The sequence below is a fragment of the Gordoniibacillus kamchatkensis genome (assembly GCF_000829455.1).
Classification (GTDB): domain Bacteria; phylum Bacillota; class Bacilli; order Paenibacillales; family NBRC-103111; genus Gordoniibacillus; species Gordoniibacillus kamchatkensis.
On the sequence record NZ_JXAK01000080.1, the window covers coordinates 1 to 23,991 of the forward strand.

A 23,991-nucleotide genomic window follows, 5' to 3' on the forward strand; every position below is an offset into this window, starting at 1 on the left:
CAGCCCCTGCAATTCTTGAGGAGAGAGTCGTAAATTAAAGGTGAGCTGCGGAAACCAATATTTTTACGGGCCGGACTCCGGATTAAGGGGGCCTAGCCGGAATTTCCATGTAACTGCACGGAATCGGTAAACCCGTCATCATAATCGGGAGGAATTCCAGTTACTTTTTCAGCGGACAGGATAACCGCCCCTTGCGACTCCTCTGTCGCGACACACGCGTTCCCCGAGGGCGCAGCGACCGAGAATGGCGCAGAAGGATCTTACGCTCCGTTTTTAACTCGAGCGTGTAATTGAAAAAGGCTGCGTTCCATCTTTGAATGCAGCATCCCTTTTCGGCTCTTGACCATATCTTCTGTTATTTGTGAATAAAGTTGTTTCACAATTCCTTCATTGTTGAACAAACAGGCAGGATAATGGAAGTACGAGGAGAAAAAAACGGCAAACGTTAATTGAATAATCCGGCCCCCTGATCTTGATCCCGCTCCCAAACAGGCAGCTCCGCTCAGCGATAAAGCCCGTGTTCGCTGAATAAAGCCTTAGTGGACGCTGATTTTGCGCCAAAATGGAAAAACCGGTATGTAGCGACGCGAAAGTCGCTCCGTGCGAATTTTCGTCGCTATGCAGCGAACAGTCGGTCTTTGCACCGTCCTTTCGTCAAATCGGCGCCTAACAGCGTCCCGCAAGACGCTACATAGCGAATCGGTTCTTTGCCTAACTGAAACTGCCTCGCCCACTGGAACCATATGGTTGACCGCTGTCATGCCGAACCGGTGCCGGAGCGCACGGTTCACGCCAGCCTGCCTCCCTCGCCGCCACCCGGCGGCGCCTTAGCCTAGAAACGACCGCCGGTTTGCCTTCCAACAACCGGGAAGCATTTTATGCATAAGGCACTGCGATCCGCAATGCACAGTTTTATCGCCTGCCCTTCCCCTGCAACTAAAAAAGCGGCCTACTTGGCCGCCAGCTTGACGATTACTTTTTTTGCGTTGTCCTGATGCTTCGAATTGCTTGGGATGAAAGCCGTCAGCCCTTTGCCATTCAGACCTTGATCTTTAAACCATTTGGCATCGTCGAGCGGAACGCCGTACAGGTGCGTCTCGACTTTGCCGTTGTCGTTCGACTCCACGATGCCTGCCTTGTAATCGTCCTTGTTAAACAAATCTTCCAGCGGCACGAGTCCGCCCTGCTTGGCCAGCGTTTGAAACTGCTCGTTCGGCAGCACGATAATGTCGTGCTCGCCGGCGGCCAGCTGAACGATCATGAGCTCCATCGAAAACAGCGGCGCCGCTTGCAAATGCACTGTCGGCGATGCGCCTACCGCCGCCGTCAGCCCCGACTGCAGCTTGTCCGCCGCTTCCTGCGGCACACCGTTTGCAGCCATCAGAAATACCGAAACGTCCGCCTTCGGCTTGCTGCCGCAGCCTGCCGCGAAGACGGCGAGCGCCGCGAGAAGGGCCGCCAGCGCCGGCAATGCACGGAAACGTTTTGCCTTCACAGGTTAGCTCTCTCCCTTATGTCGTTAATCTCAGGCTGCCCGAGAAAGGCGGAGCGGAGGATGGGGATATAGGCGTATGAGCACAGCGTGCGCCTTTTGAACTCGTGTTCCCGCCATGTTTCAATTTCGAAGGGAACACAAGTGTGGGCGAAGCAGGAGACCCACATTCTTAGGTCCGCAACGCAGCCATACTTTCTCGGGCAGCCTGTTAATCTCCGTATATTGTATCATCGCTTCGGCTCGGGTGGCAAAAGAAAAAAGCCGGCGTTCACCGGCCCTTCCTCACTGAATTCATATATTCGTTGATCTTCCGATCAAGCAGCATGCTGACTTCCACAACGGCGTCCGAAGTCATCGTCCGGCCTTCGACGACCATCTGTTCCAAGCGGCAGCGGAGCGAGTGAATCTCCTCTTCCAGAGCGATTTGAGCCTTCGACTTGCGATTTCTGGCGAACGGCCAACGGTTTCCGGTGCGTTCTCTTGCGAGCAGACCCTGATAATCCGTAAGCTGAACTTCCATGAATGCCATGTCCTCCGACTCCTTTCCCGGCTTTGTGCTGCGGAACGTACGATGCATACAACGAACCTTGAATGCCGTCCTCTATGTTAAAGATACCAGTTTTTATCCGAATTGAAAATAACTTTTTTCACGTTTTTTTACAAAATCGGAAAGCATAAACTTCTTCGGGCTGCTCCCGGATTCGGCAACAAAAACTTCCGCTAAAATGCAGTCGCTCATCTCCGAAAATACTTCGATATAAGTTTTTCCTACAGTTTGCGCAAAAACCCGGAAATGCGCTCCAACGCTTCATTCAGCTGGCTGACGGACGAGGCGTAGGAGCATCGGACGAAGCCTTCGCCGCCGAGTCCGAACACATGCCCCGGCACTGCCGCCACCTTCGCTTCGGCCAGAAGCCGGTGCGCGAATTCGTCAGAGCTGAGTCCGGTCGACTGGATCGACGGGAAAGCGTAAAAGGCGCCTTCCGGCTCGTGGCATTCGAGGCCGATGTCGCGAAAGCCTTTGACGACGAGACGCCGCCGCTGATTGTACGATTCGACCATCCGGTCTTTTTCCTCCAGGCCGTTTTTCAGCGCTTCGAGGGCGGCCACCTGCCCCATCGTCGGGGCGCACATGACGGTATACTGGTGAATTTTCGTCATCGCCGAAATGAGCTCGCGGTGCCCGCACGCGTAGCCCATCCGCCAGCCGGTCATGGCGAACGCCTTGGAAAAGCCGCTGACGAGAATAGTCCGGTCGCGCATGCCCGGCAGCGAAGCGATGGAGACGTGCTTCGTGCCGTAAGTGAGCTCGGCGTAAATTTCGTCCGAGATCACGATCAGATCGTGTTCCTGCACGACTTTGGCGATCGGCAGCAAGTCTTCGTACGTCATGATGCCGCCGGTCGGATTGCTCGGATAGCAGAGGATGAGCACTTTGGAACGCGGTGTCAGGGCTGCCTCCAGCTCTCTCGCCTGCAGCTTGAAGTTGTTGGACGCGCTCGTCTCGATGCCGACGGCTTTGCCTCCGCCGATCGTGACGATCGGGCTGTAAGAAATGTAGCACGGCTCGGGAATGAGAATCTCGTCACCAGGCGTAATGAGCGCCCGCAGCGCGAGGTCGATCGCTTCGCTGCCGCCGACGGTGACGAGCACTTCGTCCTTCGGCTCGTAAGCGACATGGAAGCTGCCGTACAAATATTCCGCGATCGTTCGCGCAGCTCCGGTATGCCGCTGTTCGGCGTATACTTCGTCTTGCCGCGCTCCAGCGAATAGACGGCGGCCTCGCGCACGTGCCACGGCGTGGAGAAATCCGGCTCCCCGACACCGAGCGAAATGATGTCTTTGCTGGCGCTGACCAAATCAAAAAATTTGCGTATCCCCGACGGCGGGATGTCCCGCACGAGCGGAGCCAAATAGTCGCTCATCGACTTGTGCTGCAGTTTTATGCTCTCTTGGCTCATGGCGATTCACCCTTTACGGAGAAATCGGCATCCGGTGATCGTCTTCGTGATCCTCGAAAATGATGCCGCTTTGCTTGTATTTTTTCAGAATGAAATGAGTTTTCGTGGACAGCACGCTGTCGATCGGGGACAGCTTGTCGGAGACGAAGGAGGCGACCTCCTTCAAATTGCGCCCTTCGACCTCGACGAGCAAGTCGTAGGCGCCGGACATCAAATAAACCGATTTCACTTCCGGATATAAATAAATGCGCTCCGCAATGCCGTCAAAGCCGCGGCCGCGCTCGGGGGTCATCTGCACCTCGATCAGCGCCGTCACCTTCTCGTCATCGACTTTGCTCCAATTGACGACGGTCGCGTACTGTACGATAACGTGGTCCGCTTCCAGCTCCTTGATGGCCGCAACCACTTCGGCTTCCGCCGCGCCCAGCATGGTCGCTATCAAGGCAGGGGAGCGTCGCGCATCCTCTCTCAGCAAATCCAAAATCTTCAGCTTCAATTCGTTCATGATCTGGGCCTCCTCGCAAATATAAAAACAGTTTACACCCAATGTGCGTCCCAATTCAATGAAAAATGAATGGCGAGCTCCGCGGTTCGGCGGAGCTCGCCATAGTCGTTAACAGGCGCTGCTATTATACGCAAATCTTGTTTAGGCTGTGCGGCTGACGGCTGCGCACCCCAAGCAGCTTGCGGATGTTGACGTCGATTTGCCGCTGCGCGTATGCGGGATGCACTTGTATGCAGCATCCGTCTTCAGGCTCGGCTCCTTCCTGCACGAAGCCGAAGCCGATCGGCTCGTCGCCGTCGTAGGCGGTGACGGCGCAGCCGGATCCAGCTTGCAGCAAGGCCGTATCGAGACCAAGCCGAGTCAATTGCTCGCTCGAAGGAACGCTATATTCATAAGCGATTTTCAATCGGATCACCTTCCGAGAAAAAGATTACACTTATAAATATACACGTATTCGAATAATTATTCAATTATTTTTTTAGCGCCGCAGCCGGAAGCAGACGGTCCAGGCCATATATATTCGCCAGCCGCGCCGCTGCCGCGCTCGATCAGCTCGCGAATCCGCATCGCAGGCAGCGGATTGTTGACCGTCATTAACGTCGCGCCGCAGCCTAGCGCATAGTGCACCTGCTTGTCATCGTCCGGACAATAGCACCACGCCAGGAGCCCCATCTCTTCAAACTGCCGGACCAGCTGCGGCGTCAGCAGCTTCATGCTGATGCCGACCGCCCACATTTTGGAATAGCTTCCTTGCTCGCCCGGCACAAAGTTATGCATGAGCTCTCCGGGGAAGCCTTGCGTCTTCAGGTTGTAAGCATCGTGGATGTAGGCCAAAACCGCTGCATCGAAGCACGTAAAAACGCAGCGCGGCAAATAGCCGTATTCCCCTAGCAACGCGATCGCTTTGTCGGCCGCTTCCCCGGCATCCGGACTCGGCTTGATTTCGACGTTGAGCAGAACGTCCGGATATGCCGCAAGTAGCCGGCACAGCTCCTCCAGCGTAGGAATTTTCAGCCCTTCGAATGCGCTGCCGAACCATCCGCCCGCATCGAGCCGCTTCAGCTCGGCCACGCTATAGTCGCTAACTTTGCCGGTGCCGTTCGTCGTACGCTCCAGAGTTTCGTCGTGGATGACCGTCAGAACGCGGTCTTTGGAGAGCCGCAAGTCGAACTCCAGCATATCCGCGCCGAGCTCCAACGCCCTTTGGAAGGCGAGCAGCGTGTTTTCCGGATATGCGGATTTCCAGCCGCGATGGGCGGCCACAACGATGGAAGTGTTGTTTTGAAGCCGTTCGATCATGGTACGAAGCCGTCCTTTCCCGCCAGCGTAGGCCGCAGCATGCCGCTTACTTTTTCAAAAGTCTTTCGGTTTCCTTCTTGAACGTCTCCAGCGTCGGCTCGACCGGCTTGTTGTCGTACATGATGGCCTGTATCGACTTGAAAAACTCCTGCATCACTTGCGGCCAAGCAACGGCCTTGTTCGTGTCGACGGCATACTGGAGCTGGTCGTAGGCCACCTTGCGGTTCGGCTGCTTCGCCCACAAATCTTTCATCTGCTGGGACTCCACCATCTTTTTGGTGAACGGCAAGTAGCCGGAATCGAGAATAAACTGCAGGCCGCCTTGAGGGTCCGTCATCGTCCAGCGAATAAATTCCCAGGCCGCGTCTTTGTTTTTGGAGCCGGCCATGAGCGACAGGTTCGCACCGCCGGTAGGCGTCGAATACGCTTTGTCCATCGGCAAGAAAGCGGTTACGTAATCGAACTTGACGTTGTCCAGAAGGCTGCCGATGACGCCGGTGGACTGGAACATCATGCCGACTTTGCCGCTTGTAAACATTTGGTTGACAATATTGCCGGAGTCTTGAGCCGGAGGGTAATACAATGCCCCCGTGCTCTGCTGCTCCTTCAGAAATTGGAACGTCCGGGCAGCCTCGTTCGTGTAGCCGACGGAGCTCGTCGCATCGTTAAAAAATTTGCCGCCCGCCTGGCCGATCATCGCGATCGGATACCACGTGTCTAAGGCATCGTGTAGCCGTACCGCTTGTACTCTCCGTTCTCTTTCACGACAAGGGCGGTGGCTGCTTTCTTCAGATCGTCCCACGTTTTCGGCACGGCCAGCCCTTTTTCATCGAGCATCGTCTTGTTGATATGCAAAATCGGGGTGGAGCGGTTAAACGGCAGCGATACGAGCTTGTTATCGAAGATGGAGTGCCCCATCAGGCCGGGAACGAAGTCGTCCTTGGACATGGAGGACTTTTTCAAATACGGGGTCATATCTTCGAGCACGTCCGAATCGGCGAACATCTGCACGTAGGCGCGTTCCAGCATGGTGACATCCGGCGCGGTTTTGGCCGCAACCGCCTGCTGCAGCTTCGTCACCGTCTCATCGTAGGAACCCTGGAACGTGCCGACGACTTCAATTTTGTCGTGGGTGTCGTTGAAGCGCTTGATCATGGCATTGATGTAATCGCCGTTTTTGCCGCCCAAAGAATGCCAAAAGTTGACGACCGTCTTGCCGCCTGCGCTCGTCGTTGCGGGCTTCTGCGCCTGTGAGGCTTGCGGCGACGGGGAAGCCCTTGGTCGCAGCGGCAGGCTGCTGCTGGCCCCCGGAGCAGCCGGCCAGCACGCTCGCGAACAGCGTAGTCGCCAGCAAAACGGATGAAACCTTGTTTCTCATTAGGAACGACCTCCAGTTCATGGAAATGTTTTATTTAATCCCTGAATAAACGAACGCCTTGACGATATGTTTGGAAGCTATTGCGTACACGAGCAAAATCGGCACGACCAGGACGACGTTGCCGGCCATAATGATGTGCCAGTTGCTGATGCCTTCCGTCTCCCTGAGCACGGCGATCCCCATCGTCAGCGGCCGGACGCCGGCCGAATCCGTCATGACGAGCGGCCAGAAATAATCGTTCCAGTGGCTCACGAAGCTAAACAGGGCGATTGTCGCCAGCGCCGGCATCGACATCGGTATCATGATTTTCCGTATGATCGCGAACTCGCTCGCATTGTCCAATCTGGCCGATTCGATAATTTCTTGCGGAATTTGCATAAAGTACTGGCGGAGCAGGAAAATGCCGAAGGCGCTCGACATGAACGGAATGATTTGCGGCAGCAGCGTATCGATAATACCCCAATCGGCCAGCATCAAATAAACGGGAATGAAAGTGACCTGGCCGGGAATCATGAAGGCGAGCAGCACCATGGCGAACAGCGCCTTTTTCCCGGCGAACTTGTACTTCGCGAACGCGTACGCCGCCGGTATCATGACGATCAGCTGCAGCGCAATGACAGAGAGCGTAACGGTGACCGAGTTTCTGGCATAAGTCAGAAACGGGCCGGCGCTCATCGCTTCCGCAAAATTAATCCACTGCGGCGCTGCCGGAATCCAGGTAGGCGGAAACGCCAGCGTCTCCTGAAAAGTTTGCAGCGAAGTCGAAACCATCCATAGAAACGGGAAAACAAACACCGCCAGCACTACGGCCTTCAGCACAAAACCTAACGTCCGCTCCACAGGCCTCAGCTCCGATATGTAGCGCACCGCTTCCCCCTCCCTTTGTCTCGTGATCTGAATCACTTATTGATAATGCACCTTGCTTGCCAGCAAGCGGAAGTAGACGAATGTGAGCAGTGCAATGATCGCCATCAAAACGACGCCCGTAGCGGAGGCATACCCGATGCTGTTCGTTCTGAATTCGTAAATGTAATACACGAGCGTCGTCGTCGCGTTATTGGGGCCGCCGCCGGTCATGATTTTGACGGTATCGAACACTTTGAAGGAGCCGATCGTCATAATGATCAGGATGAAAAACAGCTGCGGCGAAATGAGCGGCAACGTAATTTTGTAAAATACTTTGAACTTGCTGGCGTTGTCAAGGGCGGCGGCTTCGTAGATGGTGGGCGGAATGCTTTGCAGCGCAGCGACGATAATGAGCGTGTAATAGCCGATGCTCTGCCATACGGATACGATGATGACCGAAATCATGGCGGTGCTCGAGCTTTGCAGCCATTGCGACGTCGGCAGCCCTATCGCCTTGAGAAGGAAGTTGAGCAGGCCGTGACTCGGTTCCATGAGCCACATCCACACCAGTGCGATCGATACGATGGAAATAATATGGGGCGTGAAGATGCCGGCTTGAACGATGGCGTTGAAGCGGCTTTTTCGGTTCAGCCAGACGGCGATCAGCAGCGAGAGGATCATCGTCAGCACGACGACGCCCACGGTGTACAGAACAGTGTTCAAGAGCGCGCTGAAAAAATCTTCGCGGCTGAAAATTTGCTTGAAGTTGTCGAGCCCGATGAACTTGCTTTTGCTCGCGTTCATCAAGTTGTATTTGTAAAAACTCAATTTGACTAAATAGATGACGGGATAGATGACAAACAGGATAATCCCGCCCATGGCGGGCAAAATCATGACATACGGGCGAACCGCTTCCCACACCGGCTTGTTATTCATGGCTGAGCCCTCGCAAGGCCTTCATATAGCCGTCGAAACGGGCGTCGTCCCGTTCGATCCGCTTCCCGTCTGCCCCGAAGAAAAACATTTTGTCGGGCTTCACCCCGAGGCACACTTCCTGATCGACGGTAAACAAGTCCTCCGTGCATTTGACCATAAAGGAATGGCGCGCGGATCTCACTTGATAGATCGTTTCCGATCCGAGCATTTCTCTGGTGACAATTATCCCTCGCACGGAAAAATGATTGTCGCCGGGTTCTGCCGACAGCACAGCGTTCTCCGGACGAAATCCGAACTTGACGCCGTCTTCGCCCAAATCGCCGACGTTCATCGGCGGGACGCCGATAAACTGCGCCGCAAACAGATTGCTCGGCAGGTGATAGATAGTTTCCGGCGGAGCTTCCTGTTGAATTTGGCCCTGGTTCATGAGCACGATCGTGTCGGCCATGGACATCGCTTCTACTTGGTCGTGAGTGACGTAAACGAACGTGGTGCCCAGCTTTTTGTGCATTTCGATCAGCTCGACGCGCATTTGCACTCTAAGCTTGGCGTCAAGGTTGGAAAGCGGCTCATCCATCAAAAAAACGGACGGCTTTTTCACCATGGCGCGTGCCAGAGCGACCCGCTGGCGCTGGCCTCCGGACAAAGTGGCGGGCTTCCGGTCCAAGTAATCCTGCAGCCCCACGGTGGCGCTGATGCTCTCTACCAAGCGGGTTCGCTCTTCTTTCGGCACCTTGTTGTTCTTCAGGCCGAATTCGATGTTTTCCCGTACGGACATCGTCGGGTAAATGGCGTAGTTTTGAAACACCATAGCGACGCCCCGCTGCCCGGGGGCAACGCGGGAGACGTCTTTGCCGCCGATGAGCACCGAGCCCGACGTCTGCGGGTCGAGCCCGGCGATCATGCGCATCAAGGTCGTTTTGCCGCAGCCCGACGGGCCTACGAGAACGGTGAATTTGCCGTCCTCGATTTTCAAATTGAGGTCTTTGATGACGACATGCTTGTCAAACGACTTCGTCACATGGACAAACTCGATGGACGCCAACGGTCAATCCCCCTTTACTGGCTCGCTTGCCGATCTTAAATGTGCGTATTTTTTTGGCCGCAACACCCGCTTTCTTCGAATGAGCATATGTACTCGTTTTTGTTCATTTTTTGCCCATTTGTATGTTAAAAATGAAATGTTTCGGGAGTGTTATGCGCATATGAAGAAAGTATGAACGCCAATTACGAATGTATTCGCTTACAAAACAGGTTTGCTTGATACCGGTTGCCCCGGTCCTGCTCATTAACAACATCCTTATTCTGTGTTACAATCTTATTTGGACTTTCACTGCGTCACCAGCGAAAGTCCAGAATTGTTTTTTTCCAGTCCCGGTGAGCTATGGCGGACTCCATTGCGCCAGCGAAGTCGTCCGCCGTGCTCACGGCCGTATACGTTTCCGGGATGAGCCGTCTCAGCGTGCTTTGGCACCCGGCTCCTCCATAACGCCAAACACTCTCGTAAGTCGCTCACCGAACTGCGGCTGCTGCCGTAGAGCGCAATTCCTTTCTCCAGCACATCGCGCGTATTGATCGGTACAAGCTCCTCGCTCACCCCCATCGCAACGAGATAGCCGCCGGGCTTGAGCACGCCGATTCCCTGATTGATGGCGGACTCGCTGAACCGGCCTCCCGTGCATTCCACCACAATATCCGCCTTTTCGCCGGCTTGGAAATCGTAGCTTTGCACCAGCTCGGTAGCGGCGAACGAAAATTGCTCCAGCTTTTCCCGGATCGCGCCGAACACCGTCAGGCGGTCTTTGCCGATTCGGTAAGTATGGTGCAGCATGGCCGCCGTCAAATAGCCGACCGGTCCGTCTCCGAACACGGCGACCCGGGCCCGGTCCAGCAGATGGCTTACTTTTCTGAGCGCCCTGTACGATACGCTGCATAATTCGGCCAAAACGGCGATCTCGTCCGGCACCGAGTCGGGAATCGGAATCGCGCACGCTTCCGGAATAACGAGCCGGCTTTGGGCAATACCGTCCGTGCCGCTGCCCAGAAACTCGGAGCGGTAACAATAGTTGTCCTCAATTTCGCCCCGGCATGCCGGACAACATTGCTCCGGTTCGAGCCCGTGCAGCAAATGGCCTGGCAAATTGGGCACGATGACCACCCGCCGTCCGCGGGGGAGCTGTGCGGAATCGCTTTCAACAACGGTTCCGATCCCTTCGTGCAGCAAGGCCATCGGCAGCTTTCTGGCCAGTACTTCAGGCTTTCTCAGTCCGCCGTAATAACGAAGATCGGCGTGACAAATGCTTGCCAGCGTCGGCTCGACCGCTACAAATCCGTTGCGGACGGTTCGTTCCACGAGCAGCTCCTGAATTTCGCGGGGCCGGGTCAAGCGCCATGTGCGCGATTGCACTCTTCTGCTCGCTAAGTCTACCACTGCCTGTAACACCTCCGATGCATGATTGATGGTATATGAAAATTCCCCGGCCAGACAGAACGGCCGCGGAACGTCCATCGGAAGTCAGACGGTAATGACGTTGATGCCGGCATCTTCGAATTGTTTAATGTCGTAGTCCGGCGCCTCTTTTCCTGTAATCAGCGTATGAATCGCGCTGTTCGGGGCGACTTTGTACAAAGACAGCTTGCCGATTTTCGTGTCGTCGGCTACGACGATAACTTCCTGTGCGGAACTGATCATCCCTTGCTTGGCCAGAACGAGCTGCGCCTCCGGATGCATCAGACCGTGCTTCGGATGAATGGCCGGCGTGCCGATGAAAGCTTTCGATACGTGCAGCGAACGGAGCACATAATCCGTGAACATGCCGTTCAGCATGTAGCTCGAGGGATACAGCTCGCCTCCGGTTACCGTCACTTTAACACCCGGGGCGTCGCGCAGCTCGGCTGCTATGTTAATGTCGTTCGTCACGACGGTAATATTGGTGTGCTTGGTAAGATTTTTGGCGATATGAAGCGTGGTCGTACCGGAATCGAGAATGACGTGGTCCCCGTCTTCGACGAGGCTGGCAGCCATTTGGCCGATGCGCATTTTTGCTCCAGCTGGACGCTCGACCTTTCGTTAAACGACGGCTCGTTATTGGTGTGCCGCTCGACAATGACGCCGCCGTGCGTCCGTTTCAGCAAGCCCTCGTGCTCGGCTTCCGCCAAATCGCGGCGAATGGTCGATTCGTGCACGTCGAATTCGTTGGCCAGTGCCGTAACCGAAGCGGCGCGATGCCGTCTGACATACTCCAATATTTTCATTTTTCGTTCCGCAGGCAGCATGCCGGTCGCCTCCAAATAAGCATTATCTATCATAAATTTAGAAATCGTTGTTTATTTCTGCTCGTTTGTGCTCTTTTTTTATCTTACCCGCTTCAAAACATTCCTGTCAATACACGAAATGTTTGCGGGCGCCGGCATTCCGAATGTTCAGGCTGTTTGGCGATAGCGCGCGAGTATGCACGCTATGGAGCAGAAACCGCTAAAACCCGTTCGGGACTTGCACCCTAAAGATGACGTCCATGCCGGGCGTAAAACGAATGGCGAGCTCCGCAGTTCGGCGGAACTCGCCATTGTCGTAACAGGCGTTGCTATTATACGCAAATCTTGTTTAAACTGTGCGGCAGGCGGCTGCACGCTCCAAGCAGCTTGCAGATGTTGATATCCGCACAGCGCAAGTTGTACCGGCCCATCACTGGCAATCGTTCGCGGGAATGGAAGCCCGCAAAGCCGAATGGAACGTAATCATAAAACGAAACCTCATGTCTTCTTCAAACCACATCGGGAAGTTGGTTCCCCAGACGTTATTGTGCAGATTAAAGTGCATCCCGCCTTCCAAAGGGGCAAACGTATTGTCAAATCGCAGCATTCTTCTCTCTCCGGGCGAAAGCAGCGGTGCATCGAGCGTTTCAATCTCCACCTGGCCGTCTGTCCCATGGTAGAAAATGCCTTTGTTCAACGCATGCAAGTTGCGTCCGCCGTTCTTCACGACCTCCAGAGGAGACAGCAGCATTCCCATCTTATCCATCTTCCACAAATTCGGATTATCCAGCTTCAGAACAAAAGAGAACCAGCTTGCTTCAGGCAGCCGGTAAGCGGGCTTGTTCCGCCAAATGAACTCCACCCCGATCTGGCCGCCGTTCTTATAAAACACATAATCGATCGACAATTTCTTTGGCGAGCCATGCTCATCGCCCGCATCATCGGGCATAATGAGTTGCGTGCGAACGACGTCGTGGTCCTCTTCGTTTGATATTTCCAACGAAATCAGACGGGGACTGTAGGTTCTTCCTTGCGGCTGCGGGTCGGAAAGCTCCATTCCCGGTTTGCCGAAGTCGGAATCGGACCAACCGTACGTCTTGTTCCGATTCGAAACGTATTGCTCGAACCAGGTATGATAATGTTCGATCCCGAACGTTTCATATGCAAATATCCCGAGGTGATGGCTCTCGTCCGCCCATTCTTTGCCGTTGCGGTCGATTAATCGGGAGATGGAGCCATCGCTCGCAAACCGTACGTCGAACCCGCCGAGGCGATACATTGCGTCAACCTGTACCTGCCGCGGACTGCCAAGCGGCTTCGGCTCCGGCTCCATCGCTGCGAATGAGTCTAGAACCTCCGACCGTTTCGATGAGCTGAGCGCATCGACCGCTTTTTGGACATATTCGCGCTGCTCGCGCCAGGAGCTTTCAAAAAATTGATAGCTTCTCTGCACTTCGGGCGGATTGATTCTCAAATATTGGTACTTAGCGGGCACAGCCTCTTGCGGGATCAGGTTTGCCTGTCTGGCGGAGTCAAACATCGATCGCGAATAATTGCGATAGTCCGGCAAATACTTCTGCAGATTGAGCCCCCATGTGTGTTCCGCGATAAGAAGAAGATAGTTGGAAAATTGCTCGCATTCTTCCGTTTGCCACGGTTCTCCAACCTCGAGCCACCGTTTTCTTAATCGCAGCAGTTCCCGGTAACGTGCCACCTTCCAAGGGTCGGTCGCAATGCCGTGAATCCACGAATCGCCGATCTCCTCGTGGACGACCGGCAACCGGTGCTTGATCGCAATCACGTTCTCCGCATAGGCGTCCAGCGTGGACGCCTGGATCGAAGCTCCGGGGTACTGCTCCGCCAGTCTGGCGAATTCCTTCTTTATTGCCTCCAGGGAAGGGGGGCCGGAATTATCCCCGGTATGGGCAAACACGAGGACGTCACGCAGCCCTTCGAATTCCAGGCTTTTCCCGTAGTTATCGGCATAGTTTACAATCAGTTCGGAGCCATCCTTCGCTTTCCAAACGAAAAGTCCGGGCACGCTCGGCACTTTCGAAGCCGGGTTTACTCCCAGATGCAGAAATTGAATGCCGCTGCGGGCAAGATGAGGAATGATCGCTGCGGTATGTCCCGGAACGTCGGTCATTTTGGCGGCTATTGTGCTCTTGCCGAAGGCGGCATCCAGCTTTTTCGACAGTGACAATCCGAACTCGAACAATTCCGGATCCATGAGCTCCGTATGGGTGGTGAAGGGCAATCCATGCCATGCGATATAGCCTCTGGATATCGCTTCCCTCATCTTCTCCGCCTGCTCGCGGTTCGCTCTCTTCAAGTATTCATGAATCAACCAGGAGCCCGTCGTCCAAACAAACTTGCAGTCCCCTTCCTCCGCCGCAAGCCGCTCGGACAATTCCATCGCCATCGGGATAAACCGGTCGAAATACTGATTCGCCACATGTTCGGCCAAATCCGTAAAACCAAGATCGAGATGTGTCTTAAAAACAACGTGCACCCGCTTGACAGGTTCCATGAAACCCCTTCCCTTCCTTCAGCAGACCATTACTCTTTCACCGAACCGAGAACAATGCCATGAATAAAAAATCTTTGCAAAAACGGATAAATCAGCAGGATCGGAATCATCGCCACGACAAGCTTCGCTGCGTTCAATGTTTTATCCGAGGCCTTCATCAGTTTGACCAGTTCATCGGTCGTAAGCGACTTCATCAATTCGGGATCGATGATCACGACAAGCTGTTGAATATACGTTTGGAGCGGGTATTTGTCCGGCTTGTTCATATAAATGAGTCCGTCGAAAAACGCGTTCCAATGGCCGACGACGCTAAATAAGGTGACGGTGGCAAGCGCGGGGACCGACAGCGGGATATAGATCCGCAGCAACGTCTGCCACGCGCCCGCGCCATCCATAGTTGCCGCTTCGTACAGTTCCTTCGGCAGGCTGCGAAAAAAGTTCATGACCAGGATGACATTGAAAATCGGCACGGCCCCCGGGATGACCAAAGACCATATACTGTTCTGCAAACCTATCGTGGTAACGGTAATATAAAGAGGAATGAGCCCGCCGGAAAACAACATGCAGAAGACCAGGTACCACATATACAAATTTCTCCCCGGGAACAGCTTTGCTTCTCTCGATAAGGGAAAGGCCATGATAACAGTCATCACGAAATTGATCGCCCCGCCCAGAACGACCCTTTTGACCGAAATGCCGAAAGCTCGGAAAAACTTCTCGTCGCCCAGGATGATATGATAGGAGGAGAGGTTGAAACCGACAGGCCAAAAATGAACCATACCGGCATTCGTTGCGGATTTGTCGCTGAACGAGACGGCAACGATGTACCAGACCGGATAAAGACAAGCCAATGCGAAAATAGCCAGCATCAACAAAATCGCGCTGTCTTCGATGCGGTTTGTTAACGTTTGTGATCTTACCATATCGGGTTCCTTTCCACGTTAGAATATGCGGTAATTGGCAAGCTTGTAGGCCAACCGGTACGAAACTACAATCAATATGAGCGCCACAACCGACTTGAGCAGTCCGACTGCCGTAGCCAGCCCGTACTGCATCTGAATCAGGCCGAGACGGTACACGTATGTGTCGATGATATCGCCGGTAGAGTAAACGAGCGGATTGTACAGATTGAATATTTGGTCGAAGCCTGCGTTCAATATATTGCCGATGCTTAATGTCGAAAGCAGTACGATGGTCGGCAAAATACCGGGCAGCGTAACATGAATCAGCTTCTGCAGACGGCTCGCCCCGTCCATTTCGGCCGCCTCGTAGAGAGACGGATTGATCCCGGTCAAGGCAGCCAGGTAGATGATCGCGCTGAAGCCGAACTCCTTCCAGACATCGCTCCATACCACAATGTGCCGAAACCAGGTGTTGCTTGCCATAAACAGAATCGGCTTCACGCCGAAGAGCCCCAGAAACTGATTGACGACCCCGTCCAGGGAAAGCATGTTGGTAATAATCCCGGCGAGGATGACCCACGACATAAAATGCGGCAAATATACAATCGTTTGAATCGACCGTTTAAACCAACGGATGCGCGCTTCATGGAGCAGCAGAGCGAAAGCGACCGGAACCACGAGGCCGGCGACGATTTTCATCGCGGCGATGATGATCGTGTTCAGGAAAACTTGCCGGCCGTCCGGCATTTGCAGCATAAAGGCAAAATTCTCGAATCCTACCCAGCGCTGCTTCCAGATCGACTTCCCCGGAATAAAATGCTGAAACGCCATAACAATCCCGAACATCGGAATGATATGAAAGATAAATAGCAAAACAGACCCCGGCAACAGCATCGCATGATAGCTGAACAACGCGCTTTTACTCTTCATTCCCGTCTCCTCCGTCTCCCGCAAACTGGAAAAGGCGCGAAGTGCGGACACTGTGCGCCTTTTCCAGCCAAACCGTAGCGAGCGATTACTTCCTGTTCGCTTCTTTTTTTACTTCGTCGGTGATTTGGTCTCCGCCGACCTTTTTCCACTCCGTTACGAAGCTGTCGAATTTGTCGACCGGCTCTTCGCCCAGAATGATTTTGAGGAACGTTTCCTGCTCCAGCTTTTGCAGCGTGGACCATTTCAGTTCCATCGTCTTCGTTTTGCCGAAGAAGGCGTTGCGGACGATATTGATGTTGTCCGAACCGAGAACGTGCAAGCCGTATAGTCTCGCCATGCTATCCGCCCAAGCCGCCATATCCTTTTTCGGATTCTCGTCGTTCTTCTTCACGCTTTCGTACCACATTTTTTGCTCGTCGTTCAGCTTGGACGGATCTTTCGCTTCCCAAGCCTTTTCCAGCTCAAGGTGCGTTTTATAGGCGGTATCCTCTTCGTTAAGGGCTAAGCGGAACGGCCACTGCACCCAGGAAATGTTTAACCCTTTGTAAATATCTTTGGAGCCCGGGTCAAGCTTTCTGATCCCTTCGGTTCCCACATTCAATACTTTGGCGACGGCCTCCGGGTGTTCGTAGCCTTTCCTGACGACCAGAAATTGCGTGACCGGATCCTGGTCATACATATTAAACTTTCCTTGCGCATCGAGAGGAGCGAGAAGCGGTATCCATTCCGCCTTCGGATCGTTCTTAACCGAATCGGAAAGCGAAGCGTAAGGCTCCCACCAAGGGCTAAAGTCGATTCCCACCTTGCCGGCCGCTATCAGCTCCTTCGGATCTTTGCGAACCGCGAATTCCTTGTCGATGAGCCCGGACGCGTACATCTCGCGAAGCTTGGCCAGAGCCGTCTTCATCTCGGGCATGATGGAGCTGAAGGTAATGTTGCCATCCTTATCCTTCAGCCATTTATCTTTATATGCGTGCAGAGCGGCAAAGATCGGATCGAAGCAATGCTCGCCCAAACAGCCCAGGTTCGAGCTCCCCGTAAACCCGTAAGTGTCATTTTTGCCGTTGCCATCCGGGTCTTTTTCCACAAACGCCTTTGCGACTTTCTCGAGATCATCCAGCGTTCGGGGAGCTGCAGCCCCAATTTGTCCAGCCAGTCCTTGCGAATCCACATGATTTCATTCTCGCCGGCGATGAAAGTGTTCGGGAAAGCCATCAACTTTCCGTCAAACTTCGCTCGCTTGAGGACCCGGTCCCCATAAGAATCATAATATCCTTTGATTAACGGGCTGATCGTGCTGGCATAAATACTCGACAAATCTTCGATCAAATCCGCCTCGACGAGCTGCTTCAGCTGCTGTTCGTCCACGATGAAAGCCGTCCGGAAGATCCCGCCCCCAATCGATACGGACACTTTCTGCTGATAGGCGTCCGGCGTTTCCACCTGCCACGCATGCGTGACCTTCACGTTCAATTTCTTTTCCACATACCTGTAGTACTCGTTGTTGTCGACCGTGTCGCCGTTCGGCAAGTTGGTATCCTTTGTGCTGATCATTTTCCCAATGCTAAGCGTCACAGTCTGGTCGTACCGGTCGAATGGCCCCAGTTTTGCACCGTTGTTCGCTGCCGCTTCCGGCTTGTTGCCGGTTTTACTCTGGTTGCTGCATGCCGAAACAATGGTTATACCGACGATAAGCAATAGCGCAATCCATTTGTTCTTCATCTGCTCTCCCCCTTCGTTTTATCTGAACTTCAACGCCATTATAGTGCAGCTCCGAACGGAGCAGGGAGAGAAAACGGTCGATCCGGGTGCGGAAACAGGCCTGGCTTGCGGCAACGTCATGACCGTTTTCCTACCGGAAGCAACGATTTTCATACTTGCTCTTCCGGTTCAATCGGGATGAGCAGCGTGATTGCGGTACCTTGACCAACACGGCTGTCTATGTGAAATTGGCACGAATCTCCGTAATGCGCCTTGATCGTCCGAAGCACATAGCGGAGACCGATCCCGAGTCCGACCTTTTTCTCCTCGCTCGCATCGTCCGCCAGTAAAGCTTGGATTTGATTTGGTGCCATGCCGTTTCCGCTGTCTCTGACCTGAATGACCACATGAGCGTTGTCTTCCGACCGGATCGTTACTTCGATTGTGCCCTTATCGTCCTTCAGTCCGTGGTACAAGGCATTCTCCACGAGCGGCTGCAAAATAAATCTGGGAATGGTCACATTCGCAAGTCTTTCATCCACTTCAAAACGCACGTCGAAATCATAATCGTAACGGATGCGCTGTAAGGCAACATAATCCTTAAGCGCCTCGACTTCCTTTATGAGCGGCACGACTCCGCCATCTTTGCCGAGATTATAATGGAGCACTCGCGTGAAAATCGAAACCAGCCGGTCGATTTCCTGATGGCCTTCCATTCGGGCAAGCCATTGAATCGTATTCAACGTATTATGAATAAAATGCGGGTTGATCTGATACAGAAGCTTCTCCACTTCCAATTGGGCCCTTATCCGCTCCTTCTGCTCGATTTCCCCAAAAAGCTCGAGAATCCGGTTTCTCGCCCGAAGAAACTCGTCCAGAACGTAGTCGAACTCTGTAATCCGGGTCAATTTAATCGTCGAATTGAATTTGCTGTCCGCCATAAAGCGAATCTCTTTGTGGATGCTTTTCAGAGGCCGGTACACCGTTCTCCACAAGAGCAGGGCCAGCACGATGCTGATCGCCAAGCAGAATAAGGCGATCCCGCCAATTTTAAGCAGCAGCTTTCGAAACTCCTTCTCAAAATCTGCTTTTCTGATCGCAACGGCAATCGACCATCCCTGATTGCTCTTTTCGCTAAAAAAGTAATGCTCCGAATTTTTTATATCCAGGATCGCGGTGCTTGCCGTTCCGATCGGGAATTCCCGCTCGTCATCGCTGTAGGCGATCGTTCCCTTTTGATTGAAAATAATGTGCGACGCTTTCATTCCATACTGCTGTTTATATAAAATTTCCTCAAATAACTTCAGATTCGTCTCAATGTACACGTAAATGGTGTTTTGCTTCGTGCCGGGAATATGTATGGGGCGCGCCAGGGAAAAGACCGTGTTGTGGCCGTATTTGTACATCGTTTTATGCGGTCCGTAAAAAAAACTCTTCCGCTTTGTTCGCCAAAACCGGAAGCTGGTCCAAAGAAAAGTTGTTTTGCACCTCCAGATTTTGAAACATAATCCGATGGTCGTCCTGGAAATAATAAAACATCAACCCCAAATAAGGGTTCGTGAAATTGACCAGATTGATATTGCGCTGGATTTCCTCAGTCGTTTGCATTTGGTCGAAATAGCTGCTGGAAGTGAGCAGGTTCTCCAGCTTCTGGCCAACGCTTCCTTCGTTGGAAAGCTGAAGCGAAGCATATTCCGCATTGCTCAGCATGTTCTCAAGCCCGACCTTTGTTTGCTTGAGCGTATTACGAATGCCGTTCTCGATTTTTTGATGGAAGATGGATTCGATGGACAAGTAAGCGACCGTGCCCAGAAGCGAGAGGGGGATGAGGGCATTGAGCAGAAGAATGACGATCAGTCTTGTTTTCAAGGAGTTTAACGGGAATAAGCCAACTTTCACAATTCGCTTTCGCTCCCTTTGCATAGTTTTCTGTATTCCATCGGATTCATGCCGACACGGGAACGGAACAACTTGCTGAAATATTTTTCGTCCTTGTATCCCGATTTTTCCGCAATCCAATAGATGGGGAAGTCGGTTTGCCTGATTAACGTCTTCGCTTTTCGGATTTGAAGCTCCTTCAAATATTCGCCGTACGATTTCCCGACAATGTTTTTGAAGCATTGGCTAAAATAGCCCCGGCTCATACCGAATCGGGCTGCGAGGTCATCCCGGTTCATCATGAAATCTTCGGTTTGGTGAATATACCGAAGTACATGGACAACGTTGATGACAATGTCCCGGAAATAAGGAAGCCGCTCTATGTTATTCCGAAGATTCGTGCGGATTTTCGACAGCAGCCGAACAACTGCGGGCCAAGACTGAAGCGCGAAGAGCCGCTCAAGATCGCATCTCAGCTCCTCGTCGTTGAAGACGACCGGACAATGCTCCAAAGAAGCGATAATGCCTTGGGAGATCGGATCCTCCTTCGAATGAAATGCGTAATTGCACAGCTTATCAAATAATGCATCGTTATGGATCCATTGCAGAGACAACCACTGCTCCTTTAGGGCTGGCCATTCCTTTTCTTTCCTACTCTCTTCTCCGCCTTTACCGGTCGTGGCGGAAAGCGAACCGGAGGCAGCCGCTGACGATATTCGCAAAGACTGTTCGTAACTAACCCTGAGGGCAATTCGCGAAAGGACTTCGTCCATACTCTCTTGTTCCAATTGAGTTTTGACAATATAATCGATCGCTCCTAAACGCATCGCCTTCTGGATATAGTCGAAGTCTTGATGGCAGGTCAACACGACGATCAGCGTTTCGGGAAAATCCGCACGAACGGCTTCGATCAATTCAAACCCGCTCATGACAGGCATCGTCAAATCCGCGAAGAGAAGGTCCACTTTGCTTTTATGCATATAATCAAGCGCTGCTTGTCCGTTGTTCGCCTCCCCGACGATCTGAATATGGAATTTCTCCCAAGGCATCGTCGAAATGAGTCCCTTTCTTACCAATTTTTCATCGTCAACGATAAGAGTTGATATCATCTGGCCTTGCTCCTTTCTCCGACATAGTTTACCTTCCGGCACATGAGCGCGTCTGAGCCCGGACCGGCGATTTGCCTTTGGAGATGCGGTGGCTTGTAAGCTTTTTCGTTCTTATTCGGATAAACGTACCCGACATGCTGCAGGACGTATTGTCCAGTTCCTCTTTTGGGAACAACTATATCATATTTGATCATTTTCATACTATTAAGTTTGAGAGACTTCGCGATTGTCTAGGCGCTGATCGGTCTGGGCCCCCGAAAAGAGATGATGCGGTTGAAGCAGCTGCAGAATGCTGCCTCAAACCGGTGGTAAGGTGAAACTGGATGGCGGCCGGTATGCACCTCAGCGATGCACCCAATCCAACAACGTAACTCGCCGCCTTGTCGCTGTGCACCTTCGTACATCAACAGTCTCAATGAGCGGGGTCAGACGTCGCAGCTGAAATCGGCGGAAGTTGGCGGGTTGTGCCGTCGCAAAAAAAAACAAACACCCCGACTCGCAAGCGGAGCGTCTGCTTTTTATAATCAAGCTATGTTGCATCTTATTGCTGATTAAATACGTCCTATTCACCGGGGTTGTTACCGGCAGCCGCTTTCGCTTCCCGGTTCGTCGCGTAAGCCGAGTCGATGCAAAGCACGCCCGGCAGCATGGAAATTTTCTCAAGCGCGGCAATGAACAGCGCCGGATTATGAGAGCCGATTTTGATTCGCAGTTCGACGATGCCGGTCGCGTTATCGATGCCCGACAATTCGTCCAGAGGCTTGATTTGGATGTTTTTGATCTGCAGGCCGAGCGCTCCCAGCTCGGTGGCGATGACGCCGAGCATGCCTGCCTTGTCGGGCACTTTGATCATGAGCTCGTGGTTTCGCCTTTTGCGCATCGCGAACTTTTCCCATTTGTTCAAAGCGAATAAGCTGATCAGCGCCAGCAGCGTTGTCAATAAGGCGGGATAGAAAAATCCGGCGCCGACCGACAGCCCGATAGCCGCCACTACCCAGATGGATGCGGCCGTAGTGAGCCCGGACACCGTCGAGCCGTTGCGCATAATGGCGCCTGCGCCGAGAAAGCCGATGCCGCTAATGACTTGTGCCGCCAGCCGCGCCGGGTCGATGCGGACGTTCGTTTCATTAACGAATTGTTCGAAACCGTATATGGACAGCAGCATGATCGAAGTAGCGCCCAAACATACCAGGATGTGCGTCCGAAGGCCTGCGGCATGATTGCTCCATTCTCGTTCGAAGCCGATCAGCCCGCCTAACACTGCCGACAGAAGCAAGCGCGCCGTTAATTCCCAACCACCGATATGCCAAATGCTCCCGACCAACTGCTATTCCCCCTCGCCCAAATTCCTCGCTGCGCTTCGTTGACGAGACCTGTGCCGGCCTGGCAGCCGAACGGGTGCCGCACCGGACGGGACAATGCCCAGCATAATCCAACTCGTTGAAGTTAAGCCATTGTAGCATGCGTCATGGCGCTTGGCAATAGATGTAAAAAACTTCTATCGAACTATTTTGATGTGGGCGTAGCCACGTTTAGCGGTTAGAAAATCTCCGCTTCGAAGCCTTCTCTACGATGCATGACCATGCGCAAGAGGCAGCTTTTCATGCCGATTGGAAAAATGCGCCGGCTGCCGGCGGGCCTTTTGCGCAAGCTGCAGGGGCCTGGGCTGATGCTGAAGAAGCTTGTTCTTGCGGTAACTATGGACACGCGGAATTTAGTCCTGACCCAACGGCCGCAGACCGCCGCCTGCGCGAACAAGGGCGACTCCCTCTTCGCATACGCCATACTGCAGCCACGGGCAAGATGCGCACCATAGGGGCACGTCGGCCGGCGACACGGCCGCTGCGATGCGGCGCAGCAGCTCGCTCCAGGCGAGCGACTGCCCGGGCTCTAGGCCGAGCCGCTCCAGCACGGCGGCATCCCGGCGCGCTACGGTGTCGGAATCGCAGTGATACGGCTGATCCGCCGGAAAGCAGGAGCACAGGTCGTCCGCGCCGAGGACGAGGGCGACGGCCGTCTCCGGCTCCGTTCGGAGCCGCTCGTGCACGGCGTTCATATTGGCCGCATATTCAGCGGAGTAGCCCATGCCTCTATAGCCGAGCAAGCAAAGCAAGTGATGGCCCCGCAGCTTGACCGGTTTCTCCGAACGTTTCACCATATTCTCCTCCCTATTGCGCATTGTGGCGCGAGATCGTGACGACTTCCAACAGAGCCAGCCCGGTTATCGAATGAACCATAGCGCGGTCGCCAGCGCGGCGCCGGCCGCGAGCGCGAGCCAGTCGCGCCCGGTCCAGCGCAGGACGACGCTCGCCGTGCGCGGCTGTCCGAGCCGGTAGCCGCGCGCTTCGACCGCGAGCGCCATCCGCTCCGCCAGCTGGAACGCTGCGACAAGCAGCGGCGCCAGCACGGCGGGCATGTCGCGAGCAGCCACGCGGCCGGGCTTCGCGGCCGATTTGCCGCGCAGGCGGACGATGCGCGAGAACTTTTCCCATTGGGCAGACAGCAGCGGTATGAACTGGAACAGCATCGCGGCCGAGAACGACAGCACTTCCAAAGGGAGGGCGCGGTGTTTGCCGGGTTGATGCGGCACGCATTGCTCGAGACCGCGTTTCAGCTCCATCGGGCTCGTCGAGTGAGCGAACAGCAGCCCTACCAGCATGGCCGGCACGAAGCGAAGCAGCGACAAGGCGGTCGGCAGCGCCTCGTCCCCGGCGATCGATATCCATGGCGCTCCGCCTCCGGCATCCGTCGGTGTGAACCGCATGCCGGAGACGAGCACAGATATGCCCGAAAACAGCAAGTAAGCTTGCAGCAGCTTGCTGTAACGCCGCAGCGGCAGCCTCGCCGCAGCGGTGATCGCAAGCGCCGCCGCGGCCGACCACGCGATGCCGCTCCAGCTGCGCTGCATCAGCATCGCAGTCGTAACCAGCAGCATAACCAGCCATTTGACCCGAGGGTCGAGCCGACGGGCCCAGCCAGCGGTCTGCGAAGGGACTTCGTCCGCCGGCTGCGGCGCGGCGGGGGCTTCCGGCTCTGCCGATCGGCCGCTGGGAGAGGCAGGCTGATCCTCCGCATGGCGATTACCGGGCAAATGCGAGTCCGGCTCAGGCTGGTTGCCGACTGGCGAGGCAGGCTGAGGTTCTGCCGGGTGACTGCTGGGACAGGCAGGCTGAGGTTCAGCCAAGTTGCCGCCGAGAGAAGAGGGTCGTGCCGAAACTAGTAGCTGCCGGGCGAACCGGCCTCCGACTCAGGCGGCTGACCGCTGG

At 54.2% G+C, this 23,991-nt stretch carries 22 protein-coding genes and 2 pseudogenes; all 24 read right to left on the minus strand.

Annotation, left to right across the window (positions count from 1 at the left end):
• Positions 1-949: 949 nt before the first annotated feature.
• The 24 genes and pseudogenes from SD70_RS28950 to SD70_RS29050 all read right to left on the minus strand — a co-directional run bounded on the left by SD70_RS28950 (position 950) and on the right by SD70_RS29050 (position 23,816).
• Positions 950-1,495 (minus strand): extracellular solute-binding protein, encoded by a 546-nt coding sequence (locus SD70_RS28950; RefSeq protein ID WP_052488026.1) that lies wholly within the window; start codon positions 1,493-1,495, stop codon positions 950-952.
• A gap of 268 nt (positions 1,496-1,763) precedes the next feature.
• Positions 1,764-2,024 (minus strand): aspartyl-phosphate phosphatase Spo0E family protein, encoded by a 261-nt coding sequence (locus SD70_RS28955; protein ID WP_041052032.1) that lies wholly within the window; start codon positions 2,022-2,024, stop codon positions 1,764-1,766.
• 239 nt (positions 2,025-2,263) lie between these two features.
• Positions 2,264-3,456 (minus strand): annotated as a pseudogene (locus tag SD70_RS28960) (aminotransferase class I/II-fold pyridoxal phosphate-dependent enzyme).
• 13 nt (positions 3,457-3,469) lie between these two features.
• Positions 3,470-3,961, minus strand: a complete 492-nt coding sequence (locus SD70_RS28965) for an Lrp/AsnC family transcriptional regulator (protein WP_041052033.1) — start codon at positions 3,959-3,961, stop codon at positions 3,470-3,472.
• Positions 3,962-4,085: 124 nt separating this feature from the next.
• Positions 4,086-4,367: a hypothetical protein gene (locus SD70_RS28970; RefSeq protein WP_041052034.1), complete on the minus strand. Its 282-nt coding sequence runs from the start codon at positions 4,365-4,367 to the stop codon at positions 4,086-4,088.
• Positions 4,368-4,423: 56 nt separating this feature from the next.
• Complete coding sequence (locus tag SD70_RS28975) at positions 4,424-5,260, minus strand: glycerophosphodiester phosphodiesterase family protein (protein ID WP_082053741.1); 837 nt, start codon at positions 5,258-5,260, stop codon at positions 4,424-4,426.
• 46 nt (positions 5,261-5,306) lie between these two features.
• On the minus strand, positions 5,307-5,957 hold the full coding sequence (locus SD70_RS28980) for an extracellular solute-binding protein (RefSeq protein ID WP_394298034.1): 651 nt from the start codon (positions 5,955-5,957) through the stop codon (positions 5,307-5,309).
• Positions 5,958-5,977: 20 nt separating this feature from the next.
• Positions 5,978-6,415, minus strand: coding sequence for an extracellular solute-binding protein (locus tag SD70_RS39555; protein WP_269432552.1), 438 nt, complete (start codon positions 6,413-6,415; stop codon positions 5,978-5,980).
• On the minus strand, positions 6,378-6,638 hold the full coding sequence (locus SD70_RS38840) for a hypothetical protein (protein ID WP_231571649.1): 261 nt from the start codon (positions 6,636-6,638) through the stop codon (positions 6,378-6,380). Before SD70_RS38840 ends, SD70_RS39555 begins: the two co-directional genes overlap by 38 nt.
• A 30-nt stretch (positions 6,639-6,668) precedes the next feature.
• The gene (locus tag SD70_RS28985; RefSeq protein ID WP_156158254.1) at positions 6,669-7,409 is read right to left on the minus strand and encodes a carbohydrate ABC transporter permease; all 741 of its coding nucleotides are present in this window, start codon (positions 7,407-7,409) and stop codon (positions 6,669-6,671) included.
• 132 nt (positions 7,410-7,541) lie between these two features.
• Complete coding sequence (locus tag SD70_RS28990; protein ID WP_041052035.1) at positions 7,542-8,420, minus strand: carbohydrate ABC transporter permease; 879 nt, start codon at positions 8,418-8,420, stop codon at positions 7,542-7,544.
• Positions 8,413-9,465 carry an ABC transporter ATP-binding protein gene (locus tag SD70_RS28995; RefSeq protein WP_041052036.1) on the minus strand — a complete coding sequence of 351 codons (1,053 nt, stop codon included), beginning with the start codon at positions 9,463-9,465 and terminating at the stop codon, positions 8,413-8,415. Before SD70_RS28995 ends, SD70_RS28990 begins: the two co-directional genes overlap by 8 nt.
• A 285-nt stretch (positions 9,466-9,750) precedes the next feature.
• A complete protein-coding gene (locus tag SD70_RS29000) occupies positions 9,751-10,851 on the minus strand; it encodes an alcohol dehydrogenase catalytic domain-containing protein (RefSeq protein ID WP_231571652.1) in 1,101 nt (366 codons plus the stop codon).
• An 84-nt stretch (positions 10,852-10,935) separates the two neighbouring features.
• A pseudogene (locus SD70_RS29005) lies at positions 10,936-11,696 on the minus strand (DeoR/GlpR family DNA-binding transcription regulator).
• 409 nt (positions 11,697-12,105) lie between these two features.
• Entirely contained in the window at positions 12,106-14,205 is a 2,100-nt protein-coding gene (locus SD70_RS29010) for a DUF5054 domain-containing protein (protein WP_052488027.1), read from the minus strand.
• A 29-nt stretch (positions 14,206-14,234) separates the two neighbouring features.
• Positions 14,235-15,128 (minus strand): carbohydrate ABC transporter permease, encoded by an 894-nt coding sequence (locus tag SD70_RS29015; protein WP_041052037.1) that lies wholly within the window; start codon positions 15,126-15,128, stop codon positions 14,235-14,237.
• Between the two features lie 18 nt (positions 15,129-15,146).
• The gene (locus SD70_RS29020) at positions 15,147-16,037 is read right to left on the minus strand and encodes an ABC transporter permease (RefSeq protein WP_041052038.1); all 891 of its coding nucleotides are present in this window, start codon (positions 16,035-16,037) and stop codon (positions 15,147-15,149) included.
• 85 nt (positions 16,038-16,122) lie between these two features.
• Positions 16,123-17,124 carry a hypothetical protein gene (locus tag SD70_RS39975; protein WP_331436856.1) on the minus strand — a complete coding sequence of 334 codons (1,002 nt, stop codon included), beginning with the start codon at positions 17,122-17,124 and terminating at the stop codon, positions 16,123-16,125.
• 784 nt (positions 17,125-17,908) lie between these two features.
• Positions 17,909-19,144 (minus strand): sensor histidine kinase, encoded by a 1,236-nt coding sequence (locus SD70_RS29030; RefSeq protein ID WP_052488030.1) that lies wholly within the window; start codon positions 19,142-19,144, stop codon positions 17,909-17,911.
• Between the two features lie 4 nt (positions 19,145-19,148).
• Entirely contained in the window at positions 19,149-19,637 is a 489-nt protein-coding gene (locus SD70_RS34230) for a hypothetical protein (protein ID WP_052488031.1), read from the minus strand.
• Positions 19,634-20,725: a response regulator transcription factor gene (locus SD70_RS29035; RefSeq protein ID WP_041052039.1), complete on the minus strand. Its 1,092-nt coding sequence runs from the start codon at positions 20,723-20,725 to the stop codon at positions 19,634-19,636. Before SD70_RS29035 ends, SD70_RS34230 begins: the two co-directional genes overlap by 4 nt.
• A 562-nt stretch (positions 20,726-21,287) precedes the next feature.
• Entirely contained in the window at positions 21,288-22,049 is a 762-nt protein-coding gene (locus SD70_RS29040) for an MgtC/SapB family protein (protein ID WP_041052040.1), read from the minus strand.
• A 390-nt stretch (positions 22,050-22,439) separates the two neighbouring features.
• On the minus strand, positions 22,440-22,883 hold the full coding sequence (locus SD70_RS29045; protein ID WP_041052042.1) for a DUF1284 domain-containing protein: 444 nt from the start codon (positions 22,881-22,883) through the stop codon (positions 22,440-22,442).
• 63 nt (positions 22,884-22,946) lie between these two features.
• Positions 22,947-23,816: an energy-coupling factor transporter transmembrane component T family protein gene (locus SD70_RS29050; protein WP_041052043.1), complete on the minus strand. Its 870-nt coding sequence runs from the start codon at positions 23,814-23,816 to the stop codon at positions 22,947-22,949.
• Between the last annotated feature and the right edge of the window lie 175 nt (positions 23,817-23,991).